This is a genomic window from Microvirgula aerodenitrificans DSM 15089 (assembly GCF_000620105.1).
Taxonomy (GTDB): domain Bacteria; phylum Pseudomonadota; class Gammaproteobacteria; order Burkholderiales; family Aquaspirillaceae; genus Microvirgula; species Microvirgula aerodenitrificans.
Map to the genome: position 1 here is coordinate 307,162 of NZ_JHVK01000001.1, position 24,289 is coordinate 331,450.

At 65.7% G+C, this 24,289-nt stretch carries 22 protein-coding genes; 18 read left to right on the plus strand and 4 right to left on the minus strand.

Annotated elements, in window-relative coordinates; all coding sequences use genetic code 11:
* Positions 1 to 8: 8 nt before the first annotated feature.
* The gene (locus Q352_RS0101440) at positions 9 to 1,190 is read right to left on the minus strand and encodes an efflux RND transporter periplasmic adaptor subunit (protein ID WP_028497784.1); all 1,182 of its coding nucleotides are present in this window, start codon (positions 1,188 to 1,190) and stop codon (positions 9 to 11) included.
* A gap of 418 nt (positions 1,191 to 1,608) precedes the next feature.
* On the opposite strand from Q352_RS0101440, the gene Q352_RS0101445 reads away from it, so the two are divergent.
* From Q352_RS0101445 to leuD, 6 genes are all read left to right on the plus strand, one after another.
* Complete coding sequence (locus Q352_RS0101445; RefSeq protein WP_028497785.1) at positions 1,609 to 2,205, plus strand: TetR/AcrR family transcriptional regulator; 597 nt, start codon at positions 1,609 to 1,611, stop codon at positions 2,203 to 2,205.
* 5 nt (positions 2,206 to 2,210) lie between these two features.
* Complete coding sequence (locus Q352_RS0101450) at positions 2,211 to 3,119, plus strand: LysR family transcriptional regulator (RefSeq protein WP_036384709.1); 909 nt, start codon at positions 2,211 to 2,213, stop codon at positions 3,117 to 3,119.
* A gap of 114 nt (positions 3,120 to 3,233) precedes the next feature.
* A complete protein-coding gene (gene leuC, locus Q352_RS0101455) occupies positions 3,234 to 4,652 on the plus strand; it encodes a 3-isopropylmalate dehydratase large subunit (RefSeq protein WP_028497787.1) in 1,419 nt (472 codons plus the stop codon).
* Positions 4,653 to 4,734: 82 nt separating this feature from the next.
* Positions 4,735 to 4,878: an entericidin A/B family lipoprotein gene (locus tag Q352_RS22575; RefSeq protein WP_084299739.1), complete on the plus strand. Its 144-nt coding sequence runs from the start codon at positions 4,735 to 4,737 to the stop codon at positions 4,876 to 4,878.
* Positions 4,879 to 4,963: 85 nt separating this feature from the next.
* Entirely contained in the window at positions 4,964 to 5,086 is a 123-nt protein-coding gene (locus tag Q352_RS22580; RefSeq protein WP_107889456.1) for an entericidin A/B family lipoprotein, read from the plus strand.
* A complete protein-coding gene (leuD, locus tag Q352_RS0101465; protein WP_028497788.1) occupies positions 5,083 to 5,724 on the plus strand; it encodes a 3-isopropylmalate dehydratase small subunit in 642 nt (213 codons plus the stop codon). Before Q352_RS22580 ends, leuD begins: the two co-directional genes overlap by 4 nt.
* A gap of 52 nt (positions 5,725 to 5,776) precedes the next feature.
* Here the strand turns inward: leuD and Q352_RS0101470 are convergent, their stop codons facing one another.
* A complete protein-coding gene (locus tag Q352_RS0101470) occupies positions 5,777 to 6,229 on the minus strand; it encodes a peroxiredoxin (protein WP_028497789.1) in 453 nt (150 codons plus the stop codon).
* 119 nt (positions 6,230 to 6,348) lie between these two features.
* Here Q352_RS0101470 and earP point away from each other — a divergent pair, with 119 nt between their 5' ends.
* The 4 genes from earP to Q352_RS0101490 all read left to right on the plus strand — a co-directional run bounded on the left by earP (position 6,349) and on the right by Q352_RS0101490 (position 10,333).
* The gene (gene earP / locus Q352_RS0101475; protein ID WP_028497790.1) at positions 6,349 to 7,482 is read left to right on the plus strand and encodes an elongation factor P maturation arginine rhamnosyltransferase EarP; all 1,134 of its coding nucleotides are present in this window, start codon (positions 6,349 to 6,351) and stop codon (positions 7,480 to 7,482) included.
* A gap of 67 nt (positions 7,483 to 7,549) precedes the next feature.
* On the plus strand, positions 7,550 to 8,110 hold the full coding sequence (gene efp / locus Q352_RS0101480) for an elongation factor P (protein ID WP_028497791.1): 561 nt from the start codon (positions 7,550 to 7,552) through the stop codon (positions 8,108 to 8,110).
* Positions 8,111 to 8,449: 339 nt separating this feature from the next.
* A complete protein-coding gene (locus Q352_RS0101485) occupies positions 8,450 to 8,803 on the plus strand; it encodes a helix-turn-helix domain-containing protein (RefSeq protein ID WP_308417826.1) in 354 nt (117 codons plus the stop codon).
* Between the two features lie 222 nt (positions 8,804 to 9,025).
* Positions 9,026 to 10,333, plus strand: a complete 1,308-nt coding sequence (locus Q352_RS0101490; protein ID WP_028497793.1) for a hemolysin family protein — start codon at positions 9,026 to 9,028, stop codon at positions 10,331 to 10,333.
* A 105-nt stretch (positions 10,334 to 10,438) separates the two neighbouring features.
* Here Q352_RS0101490 and Q352_RS0101495 read toward each other — a convergent pair whose 3' ends face one another.
* The gene (locus Q352_RS0101495) at positions 10,439 to 12,004 is read right to left on the minus strand and encodes a methyl-accepting chemotaxis protein (protein ID WP_028497794.1); all 1,566 of its coding nucleotides are present in this window, start codon (positions 12,002 to 12,004) and stop codon (positions 10,439 to 10,441) included.
* A gap of 365 nt (positions 12,005 to 12,369) precedes the next feature.
* On the opposite strand from Q352_RS0101495, the gene kdpF reads away from it, so the two are divergent.
* The 6 genes from kdpF to kdpE all read left to right on the plus strand — a co-directional run bounded on the left by kdpF (position 12,370) and on the right by kdpE (position 20,459).
* Complete coding sequence (gene kdpF / locus Q352_RS23695; protein ID WP_084299741.1) at positions 12,370 to 12,462, plus strand: K(+)-transporting ATPase subunit F; 93 nt, start codon at positions 12,370 to 12,372, stop codon at positions 12,460 to 12,462.
* Positions 12,459 to 14,237, plus strand: coding sequence for a potassium-transporting ATPase subunit KdpA (kdpA, locus tag Q352_RS0101510; protein ID WP_028497795.1), 1,779 nt, complete (start codon positions 12,459 to 12,461; stop codon positions 14,235 to 14,237). The genes kdpF and kdpA overlap by 4 nt, the downstream gene beginning before the upstream one ends.
* A gap of 58 nt (positions 14,238 to 14,295) precedes the next feature.
* Positions 14,296 to 16,359: a potassium-transporting ATPase subunit KdpB gene (gene kdpB / locus Q352_RS0101515; RefSeq protein ID WP_036384713.1), complete on the plus strand. Its 2,064-nt coding sequence runs from the start codon at positions 14,296 to 14,298 to the stop codon at positions 16,357 to 16,359.
* Positions 16,360 to 16,379: 20 nt separating this feature from the next.
* Positions 16,380 to 17,021: a potassium-transporting ATPase subunit KdpC gene (gene kdpC / locus Q352_RS0101520; protein WP_084299743.1), complete on the plus strand. Its 642-nt coding sequence runs from the start codon at positions 16,380 to 16,382 to the stop codon at positions 17,019 to 17,021.
* A 76-nt stretch (positions 17,022 to 17,097) separates the two neighbouring features.
* Positions 17,098 to 19,773 (plus strand): DUF4118 domain-containing protein, encoded by a 2,676-nt coding sequence (locus tag Q352_RS0101525; RefSeq protein WP_036384715.1) that lies wholly within the window; start codon positions 17,098 to 17,100, stop codon positions 19,771 to 19,773.
* Positions 19,770 to 20,459, plus strand: a complete 690-nt coding sequence (kdpE, locus tag Q352_RS0101530) for a two-component system response regulator KdpE (protein ID WP_028497799.1) — start codon at positions 19,770 to 19,772, stop codon at positions 20,457 to 20,459. The genes Q352_RS0101525 and kdpE overlap by 4 nt, the downstream gene beginning before the upstream one ends.
* Positions 20,460 to 20,683: 224 nt before the next feature.
* Here kdpE and Q352_RS0101535 read toward each other — a convergent pair whose 3' ends face one another.
* Positions 20,684 to 21,556, minus strand: a complete 873-nt coding sequence (locus tag Q352_RS0101535) for a D-alanyl-D-alanine carboxypeptidase family protein (protein ID WP_028497800.1) — start codon at positions 21,554 to 21,556, stop codon at positions 20,684 to 20,686.
* Positions 21,557 to 21,781: 225 nt separating this feature from the next.
* Here Q352_RS0101535 and uvrB point away from each other — a divergent pair, with 225 nt between their 5' ends.
* Both uvrB and Q352_RS0101545 read left to right on the plus strand, forming a co-directional pair.
* Positions 21,782 to 23,785 carry an excinuclease ABC subunit UvrB gene (uvrB, locus tag Q352_RS0101540; RefSeq protein ID WP_028497801.1) on the plus strand — a complete coding sequence of 668 codons (2,004 nt, stop codon included), beginning with the start codon at positions 21,782 to 21,784 and terminating at the stop codon, positions 23,783 to 23,785.
* Positions 23,769 to 24,284 carry a GNAT family N-acetyltransferase gene (locus Q352_RS0101545; protein ID WP_211249582.1) on the plus strand — a complete coding sequence of 172 codons (516 nt, stop codon included), beginning with the start codon at positions 23,769 to 23,771 and terminating at the stop codon, positions 24,282 to 24,284. Before uvrB ends, Q352_RS0101545 begins: the two co-directional genes overlap by 17 nt.
* Positions 24,285 to 24,289 lie beyond the last annotated feature (5 nt).

Below are 24,289 nucleotides of genomic sequence, written 5' to 3' on the forward strand. Positions count from 1 at the left end.
GAATCCTCTTACGGCTTGGCGGCCGCGGCTTGCGGGGCGGGTTTGGCCGGCTTGGCCGGGACAGGCTTGACCACCGCGCCCGGGTGCACTTTCTGCAGCCCTTCGACGATGACCCGGTCACCCTGCTTCAGGCCGCTGTTTACCAGCCACTTGTCGCCGATGGTGCGCGACACGTTCAGCACGCGCTCGGCGACCTTGTTGTCCTGACCGACCACCAGTGCGGTGGCTTCGCCCTTGTGATTGCGGGTCACACCCTGTTGCGGAACCAGGATCGCCTGGTCATTGACCCCTTCTTCCAGCACGGCGCGGACATACATGCCCGGCAGCAGATTGCGTTCCGGGTTCGGGAATACCGCGCGGATGGTGATTGCACCGGTGCCCTGGTCGACAGTGATGTCGGAGAACTCCAGCCGGCCTTCATGCGCATAGTCGCTGCCGTCTTCCAGCCGCAGCTTGACCCGGGCGCCACCGTTGCCGGCGCGGGCCAGCTTGCCGCTTTCCAGTTCGCGACGCAGGCGCAGCACTTCGGTGCTCGACTGGGTCACGTCGACATAGATCGGGTCGATCTGCTGGACCGTGGTCAGCGCATCGGCCTGGTTCTGCGTCACCAGGGCGCCCGGCGTCACCGTCGACTTGCCGATGCGGCCGGAGATCGGCGAACTCACGCGGGTGTAGTCGAGGTTGATGCGCGCGCTTTCCACGGCAGCCCTGGCGCCGGCCACGTCGGCGGCGGCCTGCTTGAAGGCGGCGTCGGCGTCGTCGTATTCCTGCTTGCTGACGGCATTGATCGACACCAGCTCGCGGTAGCGTTCGGCCTTCAGCCGCGCGGTGGTCAGATTGGCGTCGGCCTTGGCCAGCGTGGCGCGGGCACTGTCGTAGGCGGCGCGATAGGTGGCCGGATCAATCTGGTACAGCGGCTGGCCAGCCTTGACGTCGGCGCCTTCGCGGAACAGGCGCTTCTGGATGATGCCGCCGACTTGCGGGCGGACTTCGGCAATCTGGAACGATGAGGTGCGACCCGGCAATTCGGTCGTCATGGCCAGTTGCTGCGACACGACCGAGACCACGGACACTTCCTGCGGCCCGGGGGGAGGCGGGGCGTCCTTCTTGCCGCAGCCGGTCAGCAGGATGCTGCCGGAGAGCAGGATGCCGGCGGCAGTCAACTGCGCGACAGTTCGATTGATCTGCATGTGGAACCTCTCTGGAATGAAAGCTGGCCAATGAGCGCAAGCGGGCATTGGCGATTGTTATTTTTGGCTGCTGTCTGATGCTTCATACGACCGCGTCGCGGTGGCCGGCTGCTCGCCAGGGCGGCGCTTGCTACAACAAGGGGAGGGCCTGTGGCCCCTGCCACGGATCTGCGCGGCAAAAGAGGAATGGCGGGCGCCTGCGCGATGAGTCGCGCAGCGCAGGCCGTTCGAGTTAATTGCGACTGAATCGCACGACATGGCGATTCCACTAGTGGGTGGACGCGCAGTCTAGCACCGTTTCTGGCGCTAGAGTGAACGTTCATTCTAGTTTTTTACCTGTGGTGGCGCATTGCCACTACAATGCGGTCACGCGTCAAGTACAACATGTTCGGGAGACAGAGGAATGGCAGGTAAGGAAATGCACGCGGCGGGTTCGCCGTGCTGTGCGGACAGTCGGCGGGAACAGGTCATCAAGGCCGCAGCCGACTGTTTCAGGCAGCATGGCTTTCATGGCGCGGGCATGGCGGGCATCGCCAGGGAAGCGGGGATGAGCGTTGGCCACATCTACCATTACTTTGCCAACAAGGAGGCGATCATTGCCGCCATCGTCCAGCGTGACCTGGCCGACATGCTGGAAAAGATCGCGGCCTTCGAGGCCGCCGAGGACGTATTCCGCCATCTGCTCGACTGTGTCGACGAGGGCGTCGAAATGTCGATCGACCCGTACGAGGCCGGGCTGTGGCTGGAGATCCTCAGCGAGGCCTCGCGCAATCCGAAGGTCTCGGCCATGGTGTCGGAGGCCGATGCCATCGTTCGCGCCCGCTTCCGCAACATGCTGCGCAATGCGCTGCAGACCGGCTGGGTTCAGGATGAACGGGAACTGAACGGGCGGGTGGAAATCATCAGCGCCATTTTCGACGGGCTGATCATCCGCTCGGTACGCAATGACGACTTCGACAAGGAAGCCATCATGCGCAGCCTGAAGATGGTCATGCAGTACCTGCTCAGCGCCTGATCGTCATGCCCACGCGCATCGGGTTTGACTGGCGGGACCTTGAGCTGTTTATCGCCGCCGCCGACAGCGGCAGCATCGCCCGCGCCGCCGAGCGCTGCCATATCGTGCCGAGTGCCGCCAGCAAGCGGCTGTCCGACCTTGAAGCCGCCTTCGGTACCGCACTGCTCGAGCGGCACAATCGTGGCGTGCGGCCGACTGCGGCCGGGCTGGCGCTGCTGGTGCGCTCGCGCGGCCTGCTGGAAGAAGCCGGCCGGGTCGAGCGCGAGATTGCCAGCTATGGCGCCGGGCTCAGCGGCCATGTGCGGCTGTTCGCCAATATTTCGTCCATCGTCGAATTCCTGCCACCGGTGCTGGCCAGCTTCGACCGGCAGTGGCCCGGCATCCGCGTCGATCTGGAAGAGCACGTGTCGGCCCGCATCGCCCAGGCGGTGACCGAAGGCGTGGCCGACCTTGGTGTCGTCAGCGAACTGCTGCGCCACGACGGGCTGGAACTGACACTGTGCCGCAGCGACGAACTGGTGCTGCTGGCGCCGCCCGGCCATCCGCTGACCCGGCAGACGCGGCTGCGCTTTGCCGCGGCACTCGACTATCCGATGGTTGGGCTGAAAGCCGGCAGTACGCTGCATGGCCGGCTGCTGCTGGCCGCCGGCGATATCGGCCGTGACCTGCCGCTGCGCATCCAGGTCGGCAGTTTCGATGCCGTCTGCGCCATGGTGTCGGCCGGGCTGGGGGTCGGCGTGGTGCCGCGCGCCGCCATCTCGCCGTATCTGGTGCCGCTCGGGCTGGCGGCGCTGACGCTGGACGAACCGTGGGCCACCCACCATCTGTACCTGTGCCGCAAGGCGGGGGTCTCACTGTCGCCGGCCGCCGAACGCCTGTTCGGCCACCTGGCCGCCAGCGGCGAAAGCGCCTGATCCAGCCATCGCCATCCGCGATGTCTGCGTCGTCCGATTTCAGTGCCGATGAGGACGGCGGGCGTGCATAATCGCTGCATATTCTCCCGCCATCTCCTTACCGGAAGGTTCACCATGGCCGCACTCACCCTTTACGACAAACTCTGGCAGAGCCATGTCGTGCGTACCGACGCCGACGGCACCGCCCTGCTGTATATCGACCGCCACCTGGTGCATGAAGTCACCAGCCCGCAGGCGTTCGAGGGGCTGAAGATTGCCGGTCGCAAGCCGTGGCGCATCACTTCCATCGTCGCCACCGCCGATCACAACACGCCGACCGACCACTGGGAGGAAGGCATCGCCGGGATCAAGGACCCGATCTCGCGGCTGCAGGTCGAGACGCTGGACGCCAATGTGCGCGCCACCGGTGCGCTGGCCTACTTTCCGTTCATGGACCGCAACCAGGGCATAGTCCACGTCGTCGGTCCGGAGCAGGGCGCGACGCTGCCGGGCATGACCGTGGTCTGTGGCGACTCGCACACCTCGACCCATGGCGCCTTTGCCGCACTGGCCCATGGCATCGGCACGTCCGAAGTCGAGCACGTGATGGCGACCCAGTGCCTGACGGCGAAGAAATCGAAGAACATGCTGGTCCGCGTCGACGGCAAGCTGCAGCCCGGCGTGACCGCCAAGGACATCGCCCTGGCCATCATCGGTCATATCGGCACGGCCGGCGGTACCGGCTACGCGATCGAATTCGCCGGTGACGCGATTCGCGGACTGTCGATGGAAGGGCGGATGACGCTGTGCAATATGGCCATCGAGGCCGGTGCGCGCTCCGGCCTGGTCGCCGTCGACCAGACCACCATCGATTACGTGAAGGGACGCCCGTTTGCGCCGACCGACGCGCAATGGGAAGCCGCCGTCGCCAACTGGCGCACGCTGGTGTCCGACGACGGTGCGCAGTTCGACCACGTGGTCGGGCTGGATGCCGCCGCCATCGCGCCGCAAGTGACCTGGGGCACGTCGCCGGAAATGGTGACCGACGTCACCGGCCGGGTGCCGGATCCGGCGCGCGAGACCGATCCGGTCCGCCGCGAGGGCATGATCCGCGCCCTCAGCTATATGGGACTGGAAGCGAATACGCCGATCACCGACATCGCCATCGACAAGGTATTCATCGGCAGCTGTACCAACTCGCGCATCGAGGACCTGCGTGAAGCGGCCGCGGTCGTGGCCGGCAAGCACAAGGCCGATTCGGTCCGGCTGGCGATGGTGGTGCCGGGGTCCGGCAACGTCAAGGCGCAGGCCGAGGCCGAGGGGCTGGACCAGGTGTTCCGCGCTGCCGGCTTCGAGTGGCGCGAGCCGGGCTGCTCGATGTGCCTGGCGATGAACGCCGACCGGCTGGAGCCGGGCGAGCGCTGCGCATCGACCTCGAACCGCAATTTCGAAGGGCGGCAGGGGCAGGGCGGGCGTACCCATCTGGTCAGTCCGGCCATGGCCGCCGCCGCTGCCGTCGCCGGCCATTTCGTCGACCTGCGTACCGCGGGCTGATGCCGCACGGTCCGGCACGGCGGATTCACGCGCTATGCTTAGGGTGGCCATCGGGTGATGGCAGCACCTCAAGGAGCGTGACATGAAGCTGTTGTTAGTGGCTGTAGCGGCGCTGGCCGCCATCGGGTTGTCCGCGTGCAACACCGTGTCCGGCATGGGCAAGGACGTCAAGGCTGCCGGGCAGGGCATGTCGAATTCTGCCGAGGACGTCAAAGAAAAAATGTAGCGACACCTGCCGCACATTGACTGAAGGGGGCGGCAGTCCGGGGCCTGCGGGTCGGTCCCGGACTGCTGATCGATAGATGAAAAACATGACAAAGCTGAGCGTACTTGTTGTTCTTCTGGCCGGCGTTCTGGCCGGCTGCAACACCGTGCAAGGGGTCGGCCGCGACATCAGTGCCGGCGGTCGCGCCATTGAGAGAGTAGCCAAATGAAAGCCTTTACCCGACTCGACGGACTCGCCTGTCCGCTCGACCGCGCCAACGTCGATACCGACGCCATCATTCCGAAGCAGTTCCTGAAATCGATCCAGCGCTCGGGCTTTGGTCCGAACCTGTTCGACGAATGGCGCTATCTCGACCATGGCGAACCGGGCATGGACAACAGCAAGCGGCCGCAGAATCCCGATTTCGTGCTGAACTTCCCGCGCTACCGTGGTGCGCAGGTGCTGCTGGCACGGCAGAATTTCGGCTGCGGCAGTTCGCGCGAGCACGCGCCGTGGGCGCTGGACGACTACGGCTTCCGTGCCGTTATCGCGCCGGGCTTTGCCGACATCTTCTTCAACAACAGCTTCAAGAACGGCCTGCTGCCGATCGTGCTGCCGGAAGCGGTCGTCGACCAGCTGTTCCGCGAGTGCGAGGCCAGCGAAGGCTACCGGCTGGTGGTCGATCTGGCCGCCCAGGTGGTGACCACGCCGTCCGGCGAGTCGTTCCCGTTCGACATCACCGAGCACCGCAAGCACTGCCTGCTGAACGGGCTGGATGAAATCGGCCTGACCCTGCAGCACGCGGACGAGATCCACGCATTCGAGGACGCGCGCAAGCAGTCGCAGCCGTGGCTGTTCGCGTCGTAAGCGCCTGATCTTTCCGGCGGGACCGGGGTCTGCCCCGATCCCGCCGGTGCACTTACAGCGCTTTTACCGCTTCCAGCACCTGCTCGGCGTGGCCGGGTACCTTGACCTTGCGCCACTCGGCGGCGATCGCGCCATCCCGGCCGATCAGGAAGGTGCTGCGCTCGATGCCGCGCACCTGCTTGCCGTACATGTTCTTCATCTTGATCACGTCAAACAGCGTGCAGACGGTTTCGTCGCTGTCGGACAGCAGCGCGAACGGCAGCTCGAATCTGGCGCGGAAATTCTCATGCGATTTCAGGCTGTCGCGCGAAATGCCGACCACCTCGGCGCCGGCTGCGCGGAAGGCCGGGTACAGGTCACGGAAGGCGGCGGCCTCGTTGCTGCAGCCGGGCGTGTTGTCCTTCGGATAAAAATACAGCACCAGCGGCTTTGGTGCGCTGGACAGCGTGAAGCTGTCGTCGCCAGTGGACGGCAGGGTGAAATCGGGGCAGGGCGTGGCGCTCATGAACTTCTCCGGCTGGGTCTTCAGTCTGCATAGTGTAGCGAATGGCGCCGCCGCTTCCAGTCTTCGCGCCGCCCGCCGCTTGTGAGAGCATGCCGCTTTTCCTCCGCAGGCCTCTCCCCATGCCCGTGCTTTCCTGGGATATCTTCTGCACCGTCATCGACAATTACGGCGATATCGGCGTGTGCTGGCGGCTGGCCCGGCAACTGGCCGCCGAACGGTGCGAGCCGGTGCGGCTGTGGGTCGACGACCTGCACAGCTTCGCCCGCATTGCGCCACAGATCGACCCGACGCTGACCGCACAGACACGGGATGGTGTCGACGTGCGCCACTGGTCCGCACACTGGGACGAGGTCGTGCCGCACCGGGTGGTGGTCGAGGCCTTCGCCTGCGAGATTCCGCCCCGGTTTCGTCAGGCCATGGCGGCTGCGTCGCCACCGCCGGTGTGGATCAATCTCGAATACCTGTCGGCGGAGAGCTGGATCGACGATTGCCACGGCATGGCCTCGCCGCAGCCGCCGCTGCGCAAGCATTTCTTCTTTCCCGGCTTCACCCCGCGCAGTGGCGGACTGCTGGCCGAGCGTGCGCTGTCTGCGCAGCGCGATGCCTTCGTGGCTGATCCGGTCGCGCAGGCCGCGTTCCGGCACGAGGCCGGCCTGAGCATCGACGAGGGCGCATTGACCGTCTCGCTGTTCGCCTACGAGAACCCGGCGCTGCCGGCCTGGCTGGACGCGCTGGCCTCTGGCGAATGCGCCGTGCACGTGCTGGTGCCGGAAGGGCGCGTGCTCGATTCGGTCGCCGGCTGGGCCGGACGGCCGCTGACCCGTGGCGAAACACTGCGCCGAGGCGCGCTGGCCCTCAGCGTGCTGCCGTTTGTCGCCCAGCCGGATTACGACCCGCTGTTATGGTCTTGCGACATCAATTTCATTCGCGGCGAAGACTCGTTCGTGCGTGCACAGTGGGCGGCCCGGCCCCTGCTGTGGCATATCTACCCGCAGCAGGACGATGCCCATCTGGTCAAACTGGACGCGTGGCTGACCCGGTATTGCGAGGGCCTGAGCCCGGCGGCGGCGGCTTCGGTGCGGCAGATGCATCGGGTCTGGAACGGGGCCGGCGACGGGATCGGCGAGGCCTGGCAGGCCTATGTCGCCGTACTGCCGGAAATTCGCGCACATGCGCGCCGCTGGGCGGACCGGCTTGCCGCGCTGGGGGATCTGACGTCCAATCTGGCGCGTTTTTGCGAAAGTCTTTTATAATCACGCGTTTTCCGAAACGCGGGCACTTTGCTGCTCGCCAATCAGACAGTCAGTTACAGGATATTAGATGAAAACCGCTCAGGAACTTCGCTCCGGCAACGTGTTCATGTTCGACGGCCAGCCGATGGTCGTGCAAAAAACCGAGTACAACAAGTCGGGCCGCAATGCCGCCGTCGTCAAGATGAAGATGAAGAACCTGCTGACCGGCAGCGCAAGCGAAGCCGTGTACAAGGCAGACGAAAAGTTCGACGTCATCACCCTCGACAAGAAGGAGTGCACCTACTCGTACTTCGCCGACCCGATGTACGTGTTCATGGACACCGAGTACAACCAGTACGAGATCGAAGCCGACAACATGGGTGACGTGCTCCCGTACCTGCAGGACGGCATGGAAGACGTGTGCGAAGTGGTGTTCTACGATGGCCGCGCGATCTCGCTCGAACTGCCGACCACCGTCGTGCGCGAAGTCGAATACACCGAACCGGCCGTTCGCGGCGACACGTCGGGCAAGGTGCTGAAGCCGGCCCGTCTGCTGAACGGTACCATCGTTCAGGTGGCGGCATTCGTCGAAATCGGTGACCTCATCGAAATCGACACCCGCACTGGCGAATTCAAGAAGCGCGCCTGAGTTCACTCACCGCCCCCCCGGGGCCGCAGTTGAATCTCTGGCCGAAACGCCGCTTTTCTCACGGAAAGCGGCGTTTTCATTTCCGGCCGGTATATGACCGGGATTGCCCTGATTGTAGCCTTCTGCCGACTTGATTTATCTGACATGTCCATGGCATCAGAAATGACGCCACTTAATTTGAGAAAAATCCTATTGCTGGTGACCGTGCGGAATATTTAGCATGGCTAAGCCTAGTTGGTCAGCGGAGGGAACTCAAGGTCACTCCGGTCTGGTCACGCGGAATACTGGCACCCAGACAGGTGTTATTTGCTGGCGAATACGGTTTTTATCGGGGGTAATATGGATAATCAGCTCAGCCACGGCGCGGCCCAGTCGGTCATGGCGGTTGGCAGCCGCAAACCGTTTGTGCGCAAATTGTTCGATAACAGCGATGTCATTCGTATCCGGGAGGGAGTCGGATTAACCCAGAAACAGTTCTGGAGCCCATTGGGTATTTCACAAAGTGGCGGCAGTCGCTATGAGCGTGGTTACTATATTCCGAAACCGGTGCGGATATTGCTGAACCTGCTCTACGTCCGGCACGTCGATATTGAAGCGCTGAATGAAGATGATCTGAAGATTGTCCATTATCTGCGCGACCAGCATCCGGAGCTGTATGCGAGCCTGGCAAAAATGATCAAGCGCAAGGGCTGACCGTGCCCGTGCCGCCGGCCGCCATGCCCAGGCCCCGTGCCCGTTGCTGGCGCGGCGGGGCGATGCCCGGCAGATGAAAAAATCCGGCCGGGGGCGGTATGGGCCGGCTCCGGCTCATTGCGTCGCAGCATGCCATTTCCGCGACAGCGTGCGGCGATTCGTGCACAATTTGCCCTCTCCTGACAACCGGAAAGGTGTGGGACATCCGCTGGTGTCCCCGATATGGGTAGTAACTTATTACTCGTTTTTGCTGCATTCCTGCTCGTTCTGCTGAACGGGTTTTTCGTTGCGGCCGAATTCGGCCTGGTCAAGCTCCGGCAGACCCACGTGCAGGCAATGGCCAAGACGCACGGGCGTCGCGGGCGTCTGCTGGTCAAGGTGCATCAGGACCTGGACGCCTATCTGTCGGCCTGCCAGCTCGGCATCACGCTGTCCTCGCTCGGTCTGGGCTGGATCGGTGAGCCGGCTTTCTCGCGCCTGCTCGAACCGCTGCTGCAGGCAGCCGGCATCGACTCGCCGCAACTGGTGCACGGCATCTCGTTTGTCGTGGCCTTCTTTACCATTTCCTATCTGCACATCGTCGTTGGCGAACTTGCCCCGAAATCGCTGGCCATCCGCATGTCGGAGAAAGTCGGCCTGTGGACGGCTCCGCCGCTGTACGTGTTCTACTGGGCCATGTATCCGGCCATCTGGCTGCTGAATCACAGCGCCGGCAAGGTGCTGAGCCTGCTGAAACTGGATGGCGACACCGGGCATGACAGCCACTATTCCGCCGACGAGCTGAAGCTGATCCTGCGCTCGTCGCGTGCCGACGGCCAGTTCACCGGCGACGAATGGCGCGTGCTTGCGCAGTCGCTCGATTTTCGCAAACTCGAAGTGTCGGACCTGATGCGCCCGTTCAACGAGGCGGTGTGCCTGCGGGCCGAGGACGATTTCCAGACCAGCCTCGACCGTGCGGCCCAGCACCGTTTCAGCCGCTACCCGTATCTCGATGACAATGGTCACGTGCAGGGCATCATTCACCTGAAAGACGTGCTGTTCGCCATGCAGAAGCATGACGACGTCGATCTCGGCGAACTGCTGCGTCCGGCACTGCGGGTGTCGCCGCACCTGTCGGCCATGGAGCTGTTCCGCCGCCTGCAGCAGGGAGCGCCGCACTTCGCCATCGTCGAGGACAGTGACGACGGCCAGCCGCTCGGCTATCTGACGCTGGACAACCTGCTCGGCGCGATGGTCGGCGAGATCCGCGACGAGTTCCGCCAGGCGCGCAACGAATGGGCGCGGCTCGACGACGGCTCGCTGCTTGGCAAGGGCAGCCTGCCGATCTTTACCCTGGAACGCGCGCTGGGGGTCGATATCGAGCCGGACCAGGGCGAAGAGGTCGACACGGTCGGCGGGCTGATTTTCTCCCGGCTCGGCAATGTGCCGTCCGAAGGGGAACGGATCGAGTTCGAGCACTTTGACGCCGTGGTCAAGAAGATGCATGGCCCGCGCATCGTGCTGCTGCGGATTTACCCGCACGACGAATAAAGCGCAGGGCTGCGTAAACCCGGCGCAGCTGCTGTCGCCGCAGTCAAAGCCCCGTGCTGCCATGGCAGCACGGGGCTTTTTCATGCCGGTTTCCCGCGGGCCGGACTAGCGGTTGAAGCGTGACACCAGCGCCTGCTGGTCCAGCGCGGTCTGGGTCAGGCTTTCGCTCAGGCGCGCGGTCCGGTGCACTTCGTCATTGGTGGCGTCGGTCAGCCGGGCGATGGTGCCGACATTGAGGTTGATCTCCTCGGCCGAGCGACTTTGCGCATCGGCGGCACTGGCAATCTGCAGGGTCATCTGGTTGATGCGGGAGACGGCGTCGCTGATGCCGGCCAGTGCCTGCTCGGCCTGACCGACCTGCACCACCGAGGCGCTGGCCTGGGTACAGGCCGTATCCATGGTGGCGACCGCTTCATTGACCGTGCCCTGCAGGCGGGCGATCAGCCCGTGAATCTGCTGGGTCGACTGGGCGGTACGCTGGGCCAGCGTCCGCACTTCATCGGCCACCACGGCGAAGCCGCGGCCCTGGTCCCCGGCGCGTGCGGCCTCGATCGCCGCATTCAGTGCCAGCAGATTGGTCTGTTCGGCAATGCCCTCGATCACATCGACCACCCCGCCGATCTCTTCGCTGTCGCGGGCCAGGCGCCCCATCGACTCGCCGGCCTTGCCGACCACCTGCGACAGACGCTGGATCGCGTCATGGGTTTCGGTGGTCATGTCGCGGCCCTGACGGGTCAGCTGATTGGCTTCGTGGGTGGCGTTGGCCGTGCTCTGCACGCCGTCGGCGACGCTCTGCACCGAACTGGCCATCTGGCCGACGGCGACCGCAATCCGCTCGGTTTCCTCCTGCTGGCGCTTCAGGCTGTCGGAACTGCCGTGCGTCAGGCGATCGGCTTCCTGCGCCTGGCTGGCCAGCTGCACCGCACTGTCCTCCAGCCGCGTCATGCAGGTGCGCAGCCGCGCTTCCTGGCTGAGCATGGACATTTCCAGCTGGGCGACCACGCCGCTGCGGTCGGTGTACAGCGCGGCCAGCAGCGGATCGGACAGGGCCTGTCCCGGCAGTTCCAGCAAGCGCGCCAGTTCACGACGCTGGAAGCGCAGTCCGGCCAGACCGACCGGTACCGCCAGTGCCACGGCGGCGCCCAGACCGGCGGCGGGGCCGAACAGCGCGCCCGCCGCGCCACCCAGTACGGCCACGACGCCGTACGGCAGCCAGTCGATCACCTGCGGCAGCACGCGGCTGATGCGGGACGTGGCCGACTTGCCGGCATTGATGCGGGCATACAGCTTTTCCGCCCGGGCGATCTGCTCACGGGTCGGCTTGACCCGTACCGATTCGTAGCCCGACACCTGGTCGCCGTCATAGACCGGCGTCACATAGGCGTTGACCCAGTAGTGATCGCCATTCTTGCAGCGGTTCTTGACGATGCCCATCCACGGCTGCCCCTGCTTCAGCGCGGCCCACATGTGACCGAATACGGCAGCCGGCACGTCGGGGTGGCGGATCAGATTGTGCGGCGCACGGATCAGCTCGTCACGGCTGAACCCGCACTGATGGACGAACGCATCGTTGCAATACGTGATGCGGCCTTTCAGGTCGGTACTGGAGATCAGTCGCTGTTCGCCTGGAAAACTGCGTTCTTGCTGGGTGACGGGCTGGTTGTTGCGCATTCGGGAAGGCTTTTTCTTATAAGGGGCGAAATCATTATAGTGGCACGGTTGACCTATTTATGTCAAAGAGCTGACTTTGCAGGCATGTTCCTGGCATGTTTCATTGCAAATGGCTGTTTTCAATGCTGTTTTCCCCGTTTTCTTTCGTCGGGCTCCGCGGCCCGGCACGCCTTTTTTTACATTCCGTTTACAGGGATGACCGGGCTCTCGACGCCGGATTTATACGCCGGCGCCTAGCATCCATGACGAAATCCCCCCACTGATCTGGAGACCGGAATGGATGTCGTCTATCTGGCGCTTTGTGCGCTGTTTGCCCTGGCTGTAGCCGGTCTGCTGTCCGGCTGCCGCAAACTGGAGACCCGGCGATGAGCATGCTTTACTGGATGGCCGGCGCCGTGGCGCTGGGCCTGGCGGTTTACCTGGTCTGGGCGTTGATCAACGCCGAGGAGGTCGCATGAACCATGCTGCCATCCTGCAGGTCGGGCTGTTCCTGGCCGTGCTGCTGGTTCTGGCGTGGCCGCTGTCGAATTACTGCGCGGCCCTGTTCGACGGCCGGCTGGCCGCGCGCTGGCGCTGGCTGGATGCCGTCGAGCGTGGCGTCTGCCGGCTGGCCGGCGCCGATGCGGACCAGGACATGCACTGGAGCCGCTACGCCAGTGCACTGCTGGTGTTCAACGTGATCGGCCTGATTGCCGTCTATCTGCTGCAGCGCGCGCAGGGCGGACTGCCGTTCAATCCGCAGGACTTTGCGGCCGTCGCCCCCGATTCGGCATTCAATACCGCGATCTCGTTCGTGACCAACACCAACTGGCAGGGCTATGGTGGCGAATCGACGATGAGCTACCTGACGCAGATGCTGGCGCTGGCGGTGCAGAACTTCCTGTCCGCCGCGACCGGCATTGTGGTCGCCGTGGTGCTGATGCGTGCCTTTGCCCGTCGTTCGGCCAGCGGCCTCGGCAATATCTGGATCGACCTGTCGCGGGCGACCCTGGGCCTGCTGCTGCCGCTGTCGTTCCTGTATGCCCTGTTCCTGGTTGGCCAGGGCGTGATCCAGAACGTCGACAGCTACCGGCTGGCGCAACTGACCGAAACGGTCAGCTACAGCGTGCCGGTCGTCGATGCCGACGGCAAGCCGCAGACCGATGCGGCCGGCCTGCCGGCTATGAAGACCGAGCAGGCGACCACCCAGTTGCTGGCGATGGGACCGGTGGCTTCGCAGGAAGCGATCAAGCTGCTCGGCACCAATGGCGGCGGCTTCTTCAACGCCAACTCGGCACACCCGTACGAAAACCCGACCCCGCTGTCCAACTTCAGCCAGATGCTGGCCATCCTGCTGATCCCGGCCGCGCTGTGCCTGGTGTTCGGCCGGATGATCGGCGACCGGCGCCAGGGTGTCGCCATTCTTGCTGCCATGACGGTGCTGTTCGTGCTGATGGCGGCGGCGGCGTTCATGGCCGAGGGCCAGCTGAATCCGCAGCTTGCCGGGCTCGATCCGGGCCTCGGCAATATGGAAGGCAAGGAAATGCGCTTCGGCGTGATCGGCACCATGCTGTTCGCCGTGGTGACCACGGCGGCCTCGTGCGGTGCGGTCAACGCCATGCACGATGCGCTGATGCCGCTCGGCGGTCTGGTGCCGATGCTGGAAATGCAGCTGGGCGAGGTGATCTACGGCGGGGTCGGTTCCGGCTTCTACGGCATGCTGGTGTTCGCGCTGGTCGCCGTGTTCGTGTCCGGGCTGATGATCGGCCGCACGCCGGAATACCTGGGCAAGAAGATCGAAGCCTTCGAGATGAAGATGCTGGCGCTGGCCATCCTCATCCCGCCGACGCTGGTGCTGGGCGGCAGTGCCATCGCCGTGGTGGTCGAGGCTGGCCGCGCCGGCATGCTGAATACCGGGGCGCACGGCTTCTCCGAGGTGCTGTACGCATTCACGTCCGCCGCCAACAACAACGGCTCGGCCTTTGCCGGCCTGTCGGCCAATACCCCGTTCTACAACGTGATGCTGGGCATGGCGATGTGGTTCGGCCGCTTCGGCGTGATCATCCCGGTGCTGGCCATTGCCGGTCATCTGGCCGCCAAGCCGAAGCTGGCGACCACCGCCGGCAGCCTGCCCACGCATGGTCCGCTGTTCGTCACCCTGCTGGTCGGCACGGTGTTGCTGGTCGGCGCGCTGACCTTCATTCCGTCGCTGGCGCTGGGGCCGATCGTCGACCACCTGCAACTGTTCCGTTGAGCCTGGCGCATCCCGCAGAAATCATTTGTGCCCGCTCCGGCGGGCCATGGAAACGATCATGAATACAACTCGTACCTTGCCGCTGCTCGACCCGGCGCTGCTGCGACCGGCGTTGAAAGACGCGTTCAGGAAGCTGTCGCCATGGGCGCAGTGGAAAAACCCGGTGATGTTCGTCGTCTGGGCCGGCAGCGTGCTGACCTCGCTGCTCGGTTTTGCGGCGCTGGCCGGTGTGGCCGACGCTCCGGCCGGCTTTACCCTGGCGATCGCTGCCTGGCTGTGGTTCACCGTGCTGTTCGCCAACCTGGCCGAGGCGCTGGCCGAAGGCCGGGGCCGGGCCCAGGCTGCCGCGCTGCGTGGCGCCCGCAAGAATGTCAGCGCCAAGCGGCTGGCCTCTGCCGACCGTCTCTCGACCGTCAGTGTGATCGACGCCTTCTCGCTGCAGTGCGGCGACATCGTGCTGATCGAGGCCGGCGACATCGTGCCGCTGGACGGTGAGGTGATCGATGGCGTGGCGTCGGTCGACGAATCCGCCATTACCGGCGAGTCCGCACCGGTGATCCGCGAATCCGGCGGTGACTTCACCGCTGTCACTGGCGGGACCCGCGTGCTGTCCGACTGGCTGGTGGTGCGCATCACGGTCAAGCCCGGCGAGGCCTTCCTCGACCGCATGATCGCCATGGTCGAAGGCGCGCGTCGGCAGAAAACCCCGAACGAGATCGCACTGACCATCCTGCTGACCGCACTGACGCTGGTGTTCCTGCTGGCCTGCACCACACTGCTGCCGTTCTCGATCTACAGCGCCGATGCAGCCGGCAGTGGCAGTCCGGTCGGCATCGCCGTGCTGGTGGCGCTGCTGGTGTGCCTGATTCCGACCACCATCGGCGGCCTGCTGTCCGCCATCGGTGTCGCCGGCATGAGCCGGATGATGCAGGCCAATGTCATCGCCACTTCCGGCCGTGCGGTCGAGGCAGCCGGTGACGTCGACGTGCTGCTGCTGGACAAGACCGGCACCATCACCCTCGGCAACCGCCAGGCCAGCGCCTTCCTGCCGGCGCAGGGCGTGGACGAGCGCGAACTGGCCGATGCGGCACAACTGGCATCGCTGTCGGACGAGACGCCGGAAGGCCGCTCGATTGTCGTGCTGGCCAAGACCCGCTTCGACCTGCGCGGTCGCGCACTGGGCGATGCCCACTTCCTGCCGTTTACCGCCCAGACGCGGATGAGCGGGGTCGACATCGGCTCGCGCCATATCCGCAAGGGGGCTGCTGACGCGGTGCGCCGCCATGTGGCTGACGGTGGCGGTCAGTGGCCGGCGGCGCTGGACGGCACCATCGACGACGTTGCCCGCCGTGGCGCCACGCCGCTGGTGGTGGTCGACGGGCTGCGCGTGCTGGGGGTGGTCGAGCTCAAGGATATCGTCAAGGGCGGCATCAAGGAGCGCTTTGCCGAACTGCGCGCCATGGGCATCAAGACGGTGATGATTACCGGTGACAACCGGCTGACTGCCGCCGCCATCGCCGCCGAAGCCGGCGTCGACGACTTCCTGGCCGAAGCCCGCCCGGAAGACAAGCTGGCGCTGATCCGCCGCTACCAGTCCGAAGGCAAGCTGGTGGCCATGACCGGCGACGGTACCAACGATGCGCCGGCGCTGGCCCAGGCCGACGTCGCGGTGGCGATGAACACCGGTACCCAGGCGGCGAAAGAGGCCGGCAACATGGTCGACCTCGACTCGAACCCGACCAAGCTGATCGAGATTGTCGAGATCGGCAAGCAGATGCTGATGACGCGCGGTGCGCTGACGACCTTCAGTCTGGCCAACGACGTCGCCAAGTACTTTGCCATCATCCCGGCCGCCTTCGCCGTCACCTACCCGCAACTGGGCCGGCTGGACATCATGGGCCTGACCAGCCCGAGCTCGGCCATCCTGTCGGCGGTGATCTTCAACGCCATCGTGATCGTGTTCCTGATTCCGCTGGCACTGAAGGGGGTGCGCTATCGCGCACTGGGCGCGGCGCGGCTGCTGCGTCGCAACCTGCTGATCTACGGCCTCGGCGGCATCCTCGTGCCGTTTGCCGGCATCAAACTGATCGACCTGGCGCTGAATGCGCTGGGTTGGGCCTGATCCCCGACCGGAGACATTCCATGTACCAATCGCTTGCAAACCCGTCGCACCCGGCGCACGCCGCCGCTCGCGGCAAGGACTCGATCTGGCGCGGCGTGCTGCGCCCGGCGCTGACCGTATTTGTCGTGCTGTCGGCCATCGTTGGCCTGCTGTACCCGCTGGCCGTGACCGGCGTGGCCCGGCTGCTGTTCCCGGAACAGGCTGCCGGCAGCCTGATCGTCCGCGATGGCAAGGTGGTCGGCTCGCGGCTGATCGGCCAGTCGTTCACCGGTGAGCGCTACTTCTGGGGCCGCCCGTCGGCCACCGGGCCGCAAGCCTATAATGCGGCGTCGTCCGGCGCGGCCAACCTGGGGCCGAACAGCCCGGTGCTGGCCGAGCAGGTAGCGACCCGCGTTGCCGCGCTGCGCGCCGCGCATCCGGACCAGCGCGGTCCGGTGCCGGCCGACCTGGCCACCAGCTCGGCCTCCGGTCTGGACCCGCATATCTCGCCGGAAGCGGCGCTGTATCAGGCGGGTCGCATCGCCCGGGCGCGCCAGTTGCCCGAAAGCGAGGTCAGGGCGCTGATCGTGCATGCGACCGAGGGCCCGCAACTGGGGCTGTTCGGAGAATCGCGCGTCAATGTGCTGGCGCTGAACCTGGCGCTGGATGACCTGAAGCGCTGAGCGTTACCCCGACCCGCCGCCACCCGTCCCGCCCTGCGCGGGACGGGTCGACTCACATTCACAGACTGCCGTGCCGATGAACGATACCCGTCCCGATCCCGACCGACTGCTGGAAAGCCTGTCACGCGACAGCGAACGCGCCGCCCGTGGCAAGCTGAAAATCTTCTTCGGCGCCTGCGCCGGCGTCGGCAAGACCTACGCGATGCTGTCCGCCGCGCGCGAACAGCTGCAGGCCGGCGCCAACGTTCTGATCGGCGTGGCCGAGACCCATGGCCGGGTCGAGACCGCCGCACTGCTCGACGGGTTGCCGATCCTGCCGCCGCGCGCAGTCGAGTACCGCGGACGGACACTGGCCGAGTTCGACCTCGATGCGGCGCTGGCGGCAAAGCCGGCGCTGATCATCGTCGACGAACTCGCCCACAGCAACGTCGCCGGCAGCCGGCACCCGAAGCGCTGGCAGGATATCGAAGCACTGCTGGCCGCCGGCATCGACGTCTATACCGCGCTCAATGTCCAGCATCTGGAAAGCCTGAACGACGTTGTCGGCCGCATCACCGGTATCCGCGTGGCGGAAACCGTGCCGGACCGGGTGTTCGATGCCGCCGAGGACGTCATTCTGTGCGATCTGCCGCCGGACGAACTGCTGAACCGGCTCAAGGCCGGCAAGGTCTATCTGGCCGGCCAGGCCGAACGCGCGGCCGGGCACTTTTTCCGCAAGGGCAATCTGCTGGCGCTGCGTGAACTGGCGCTGCGGCGGACGGCGGCGCGGGTCGACGCCGAAATGCGTGCCTGGCGCGCCGACCGCGATATCCGGCCGGTGTGGCCGGCGGTGCCGAGACTGCTGGCCTGTGTCGGACCGGATGGCGGCGAGCAGGTGGTGCGGGCGACGGCGCAGCTGGCCGAATCGCTGCGCGCCGACTGGCTGGCGGTCTATGTGGAAACGCCGCAACTGGCGCGCGCCAGCGCCGAGGTGCGCGGCCGCGCGCTGTCGGCGCTGCAACTGGCGGCCGAACTCGGCGCCGAAACCGTATCGCTGGCCGGCGACGACATTGCGGCCGCGCTGCAGGAATGTGCCAGCCGGCACAATGCCGGCACCGTAGTGCTGGGTGCCGGCAGCCGGCGCCGGGGCTGGGCCGGCCTGCGCCCCCGGCTGGCCGAATCGCTGGCCCGGCTGGCGCCGGGGCTGGAACTGCACCAGATCGCGCTCGATGTGCCGCGGGCGCCGATCCGCTCGCGCCAGCCGCGCCGCACCGACTGGCGCGGCTATGCGTGGACGGTTGCCATCGGCGTACTGACCACCGCGCTGACTGCCTTGCTGCTGACGGTGTTCGACCTTGCCAACGTGGTGATGGTCTATCTGGTGGCGGTGGTCGGCATCGCCTATCGCTGGGGCCGTGGCCCCGGCGCGCTGGCCGCCTTGCTGGCCGTTGGCGGACTGGATTTCTTCTTTGTGCCGCCGCGCTTTTCGTTCACGGTGGCCGACGGCCAGTATCTGTTCACCTTTGTGCTGATGCTGGCGGTGGCGCTGGGGATCGGCCAGCTGGCGGCGCGGTTGCGCTTTGCCGCCGATGTGGCCCGGGCGCGCGAACGGCGCGCCTATGCTCTGGCGGCGCTGGCGCGCGAGTTGTCGGCGGCGCTGACGCTGGACCAGGTGGTCGAGTGTCTGCCCCGGCATCTGGACAGTGCGCTGGGCGCAGTCAGCGTGCTGCTGCTGCCGGACAGCCACGAACGGGTACGGGCGGCGACCAGCGACGGGCAGGGCGGTGACTGGGTGCCGGACAGCGCGGTCGCGCAGTGGGTCTACGACAGCGGCCAGGCGGCCGGCGCCGGTACCCGGACGCTGTCGGCCGCCACGGCGCGCTACCTGCCGCTGAAAGCGCCGATGCGCATTCGCGGCGTGCTCGGCCTGCGCCCGGCCGATCTGGCGCGGCTGGACGAGCCGGAAACGGTGCAGTGGCTGGAAGCGTCGGCAGCGCAGATCGCACTGGCCATCGAACGGATCCACTATGTGGAAGTGGCGCAGGACGTGCTGGTGAAAATGGAATCCGAGCGTTTGCGCCATGCATTGCTGGCCAGCGTGTCGCACGATCTGCGTACCCCGCTGACGGCGCTGGTCGGGCTGGCGGAAACCGCGGCCAATCCGGCCCAGCCGGCGGCGACGCGCGACGGGCTGGCCAGTGCCGTGCATCACGAGGCGAAACGGCTGGCGGCGCTGGTCGACAATCTGCTGGCGCTGGCGCGGCTGCAGGCCGGCGGTGTCCGCCTGAACCGCGAATGGCAGGCCGTGGAAGAGGTGGTCGGCAGCGCCCTGCGTGCCAGTGCGGCCAGCCTCGGCGGCCACCGGGTCGAAACCCGGCTGCCGGCCGAACTGCCGCTGGTGCAGTTCGATGCGGTCATGATCGAACGCGTACTGTGCAACCTGCTCGACAATGCCGCCAAGTACACGCCGGCCGGCAGCCGGGTCCGGCTGTTCGCCCGGGTCGACGGTCACCATCTGGTGGTTGGCGTCGAGGACGACGGCCCCGGGTTGCCGGACGGCGACCCCGAGCGGCTGTTCGATACCTTTGCCCGTGGCGAGCGCGAATCGGCCACGCCGGGCGCCGGCCTCGGGCTGGCGCTGGCGCGCAGCATCATCGACGCGCATGGCGGTAAGATGCAGGCCGAATCCCTGACGGGTGGCGGCGCGCGGCTGAGCTTTACGCTGCCGCTGACCACACCGCCTGACATTGACGCAGCCGAGTCCGACGCATGAATACCGAACCCCGCATCCTGATCATCGAGGACGATCCGCCCATCCGCCGCTTTCTGCGTGCGGCACTGGAGGCCGAGCGCTTTGCCGTGTTCGAGGCCGACGGTGGCCAGCGTGGCCTGATCGAGTCCGGGACCCGGCAGCCGGACCTGGTGGTGCTCGACCTCGGTCTGCCCGATCTGGACGGCATCGAGGTGCTGACCGACCTGCGCGGCTGGTCGGCGGTGCCGGTCATCGTGCTGTCGGCGCGCGAACGGGAAGAGGACAAGGTCGCCGCGCTGGATGCCGGCGCGGACGACTATCTGGTCAAGCCGTTCGGCGTGCCCGAGCTGCTGGCGCGGGTCAGGGCGCAACTGCGGCGCGGCACGCGTCTGGCCGATGACGGCGACAGCATCTGCCGCTTCGGCGATATCAGTGTCGACCTCGCCGCGCGCGCCGTCAGCCGCAACGGCGAGCCGGTCCGGCTGACGCAGATCGAATACCGGCTGCTGGCAACGCTGATCAAGGCCCACGGCAGGGTGCTGACCCATCGCCAGTTGCTGCTCGATACCTGGGGACCCGGCTACGCCGACCGGCCGCACTATCTGCGCATCTACATGGGCCATCTGCGGCAGAAGCTGGAGGCCGATCCGGCCCAGCCGCGCCACCTGCTGACCGAGACAGGGGTCGGCTACCGGCTGTTGCTGTGAGGGACGTGAGCCCTCAGCCCGGATGAAATGGGGATTCTGGTGCCGGCGCCGTTACCACCGCGCACAGGCAGCAGAAACCATGGACGAGCGAAGCGGGATTCGCTTGCCGCAGCGAGACAGGGCGAGCACCGGAATCGAACAGGGGGCTGCCGTGTCTGGCGCCCCCTGGTGTTTGCCGGGCATGGAATGGCGCCACGGTGTTCCGGGCGCCGATGGGGGGAGCCTCAACCGGCCAGCCACGTCCCCGGATGGCCTTCGAGCCAGGTGCGGATGGCGCGTGCGTCGTTGGTGCGCGCGGCCGAACCCCCGGCGTCGAGGAATACCATGATCAGCGGCGTGGTGCCGACCGTTGCGTGCATGACCAGGCAGCGGCCCGCTTCCTGGATGTAGCCGGTCTTGGACAGCCCGATCTGCCATTCGCCCTCGCGCACCAGCGCATTGCTGTTTTTGTAGTGCGTGAGGCGGGTTTTCACGTAGACGTCATGTTCCTGCGTGGTGGTGAACTGGCGGATCAGCGGATAGCGGTAGGCCGCCGCCACCATCTTGGCCAGGTCCTGCGCGGTGGACACATTGCCGCTGTTCAGCCCGGTCGGGTCGTAGAAGCGGGTATGGGTCATGCCGAGCTGGCGCGCCTTCTGGTTCATGCGGGACACGAAGATGCCGGTGCCGCCGGGCAGGGCCGAGCGGGCCAGCACGTGGGCGGCGCGGTTCTCGCTGGACATCAGCGCCAGCAGCAGCATTTCGCGGCGGGTCAGCGTGGTGCCGACCGGCAGGCGGGACGTGGTGCGCTTGAGCCGGTCGACCTCGTCATCGCTGATGGTCAGCGCGGCGTCCAGATCCGGATTGCTGTCCAGGGCGACCATGGCGGTCATCAGTTTGGTGATCGAGGCGATGGATGACAATTTGTCGGCATTCTTGCTGAATACCGGGACGCCGGTCTGTGCATTGATGATCAGCACGGCGTTGGAGTGCAGCACGGGAGCCGACTCCAGGCTGTCCAGCGACGCGACGCGCAGTTGCTCGGCGGCGGCGGGCAGCATCGGACTGAGCGCCAGCACGGCGGCGGTCAATCCGGAAATGAGAAAGCGGGGCAGCATTTATTGTTTCCTCCCTCGAGAGCCTGTCGCATGCGATGCGTCCGCCGCCCGGCAGACGGCATCGTCAAAGGCCGTAAGGGTTTCCCTGGTTGGCGAAGGCTCCGATTTTAAACGCAAGCACAGGTGGTTCCGAATCGAAAAATTGTAAATTCCGGGTCGGGCTCGCCGCGAGGGGCGGCATACGCCTACAATTTCCTTCTTATTCTTTGATTCATAGGCGATCACATGGCCGATGTCGTCACCTTTCCGGGCTCCCCGTACCAGTTGCACCAGCCGTTCCCGCCGGCCGGCGACCAGCCGGCCGCGATTGAAAAGCTGATCGACGGGCTGGACGACGGGCTGGCCTACCAGACGCTGCTTGGCGTAACCGGTTCGGGCAAGACCTACACCATGGCCAACGTCATCGCCCGCACCGGCAGGCCGGCCATTGTCATGGCGCCGAACAAGACGCTGGCCGCGCAGTTGTATGCCGAAATGCGCGAGTTCTTTCCCGAGAATGCCATCGAGTATTTCGTCAGTTACTACGACTATTACCAGCCGGAAGCGTATGTGCCGAGCCGCGACCTTTTCATCGAAAAGGATTCGCAGATCAACGAGCATATCGAACAGATGCGGCTGTCGGCGACCAAGGCGCTGCTGGAGCGGCCGGACTGTATCATCGTGGCGACAGTCAGCGCGATCTACGGTATCGGCGACCCGTCCGACTACCACAAGATGATCCTGCATCTGAAGGAAGGCGACCGCTGCCCGCAGCGCGACATCATCGCCCGCCTCGCCGTGATGCAGTACGACCGCAACGAGGTCGATTTCACCCGCGGCACCTTCCGCGTGCGCGGCGACATCATCGACGTGTTCCCGGCCGAAAGTGCCGAGCTGGCGCTGCGTATCGGCCTGTTCGACGACGAGGTCGAGACGCTGCAGCTGTTCGACCCGCTGACCGGGCGCATCCACAGCCGGGTCGGCCGCTTTACCGTGTTCCCGTCCAGCCACTACGTGACACCGCGCGAGACCGTGCTGCGCGCGTGCGAAACCATCAAGGAAGAGCTGACCGAGCGGCGCAGCCGCTTCGAGCGCGAGGGCAAGCTGGTCGAGGCGCAGCGCATCGAGCAGCGCACCCGCTTCGACCTGGAAATGCTGTACGAGATGGGCTTCTGCAAGGGCATCGAGAACTACTCGCGCCACTTCTCCGGCAAGCTGCCGGGCGAGGCGCCGCCGACGCTGATCGACTATCTGCCGGAAAACGCGCTGATGATCATCGACGAAAGCCACGTGACCGTGCCGCAGGTCGGCGGCATGTATCGCGGCGACCGGGCGCGCAAGGAAAACCTGGTCGACTACGGCTTCCGCCTGCCTTCCGCGCTCGACAACCGGCCGCTGAAGTTCGAGGAATTCGAGCAACTGATGCCGCAGACCATCTTTGTCTCGGCCACGCCGGGTCCGTACGAGGCCGACCACGCCGGACAGGTGGTCGAACAGGTGGTGCGGCCGACCGGGCTGGTCGACCCGCTGATCAGCGTGCGGCCGGTGGCGACCCAGGTTGACGACCTGATGAGCGAAATCACCCTGCGCGTGGCCAAGGGCGAGCGGGTGCTGGTGACCACGCTGACCAAGCGCATGTCGGAACAACTGGCCGATTACTACACCGAACACGGGATCAAGGTGCGCTACCTGCACTCGGACATCGACACCGTGGAGCGGGTGGAGATCATCCGCGACCTGCGTCTCGGCGTGTTCGACGTGCTGGTCGGCATCAACCTGCTGCGCGAGGGGCTGGATATCCCGGAAGTCAGCCTTGTCGCCATCCTCGATGCCGACAAGGAAGGCTTCCTGCGCAGCGAGCGGTCGCTGATCCAGACCATCGGCCGCGCGGCGCGCAACCTGCACGGCCTCGCCATTCTGTATGCGGACCGGATCACGCCGTCGATGGAGCGCGCGATCGGCGAGACCGACCGCCGCCGCACCAAACAGACGGCGTTCAACCTGGCCAACGGCATCGTGCCGCGCGGGGTGCAGAAGCGTATCAAGGACATTATCGACGGCGTCTATCACAATGACCCGAAGGCGAAAGCCGCGCCGAAGCTGCATGACGAAAAGCAGCTGGCCAAGCTGATCAAGACCACCGAGAAAGACATGATGGCAGCGGCCCGCGACCTGCGGTTCGAGGAAGCAGCCCGTCTGCGCGATACCCTGCGTTCACTGAAGGAGCAGTTGTTTGTCGACGAAGAATGAGCGGGCAGGCGATGCCTGCCGCATCCGCCAGGTCGAGGCGCGGGATCTCGACCGTTGCTACCGGATCGAGACCGAATCCTATGAGGGCGACGAAGCCGCCACCCGCGACAAGATCCGCATCCGCATCGAGACCTTTCCGCAGGCCTTCCTGGTGGCCGAGATGGACGGCGAGGTCGCCGGCTTCATCAACGCCGGTGCGGCCGACGTGGTGGAAATGGAGGACGAGGCGTTCAAGGAACTGGTCGGCCACGACCCGGACGGCGCCCATCTGGTGATCCTGTCCGTGGTCGTTCATCCGGACTGGCAGGGCAGAGGGCTGGCCGGCGCCCTGATGCGCGCCTTTGTCGAACGCGCACGGCAGTGGCGCAAGACCTCGATCCAGCTGATGTGCCGCGAGCGGCACGTGCCGCTGTACGAAAAACTCGGCTATGCGTATGTGCGACCGTCGCCGTCGCTGCATGGCGGCATGGCGTGGCACGAGATGCAATTGCTGCTGTAGCGATC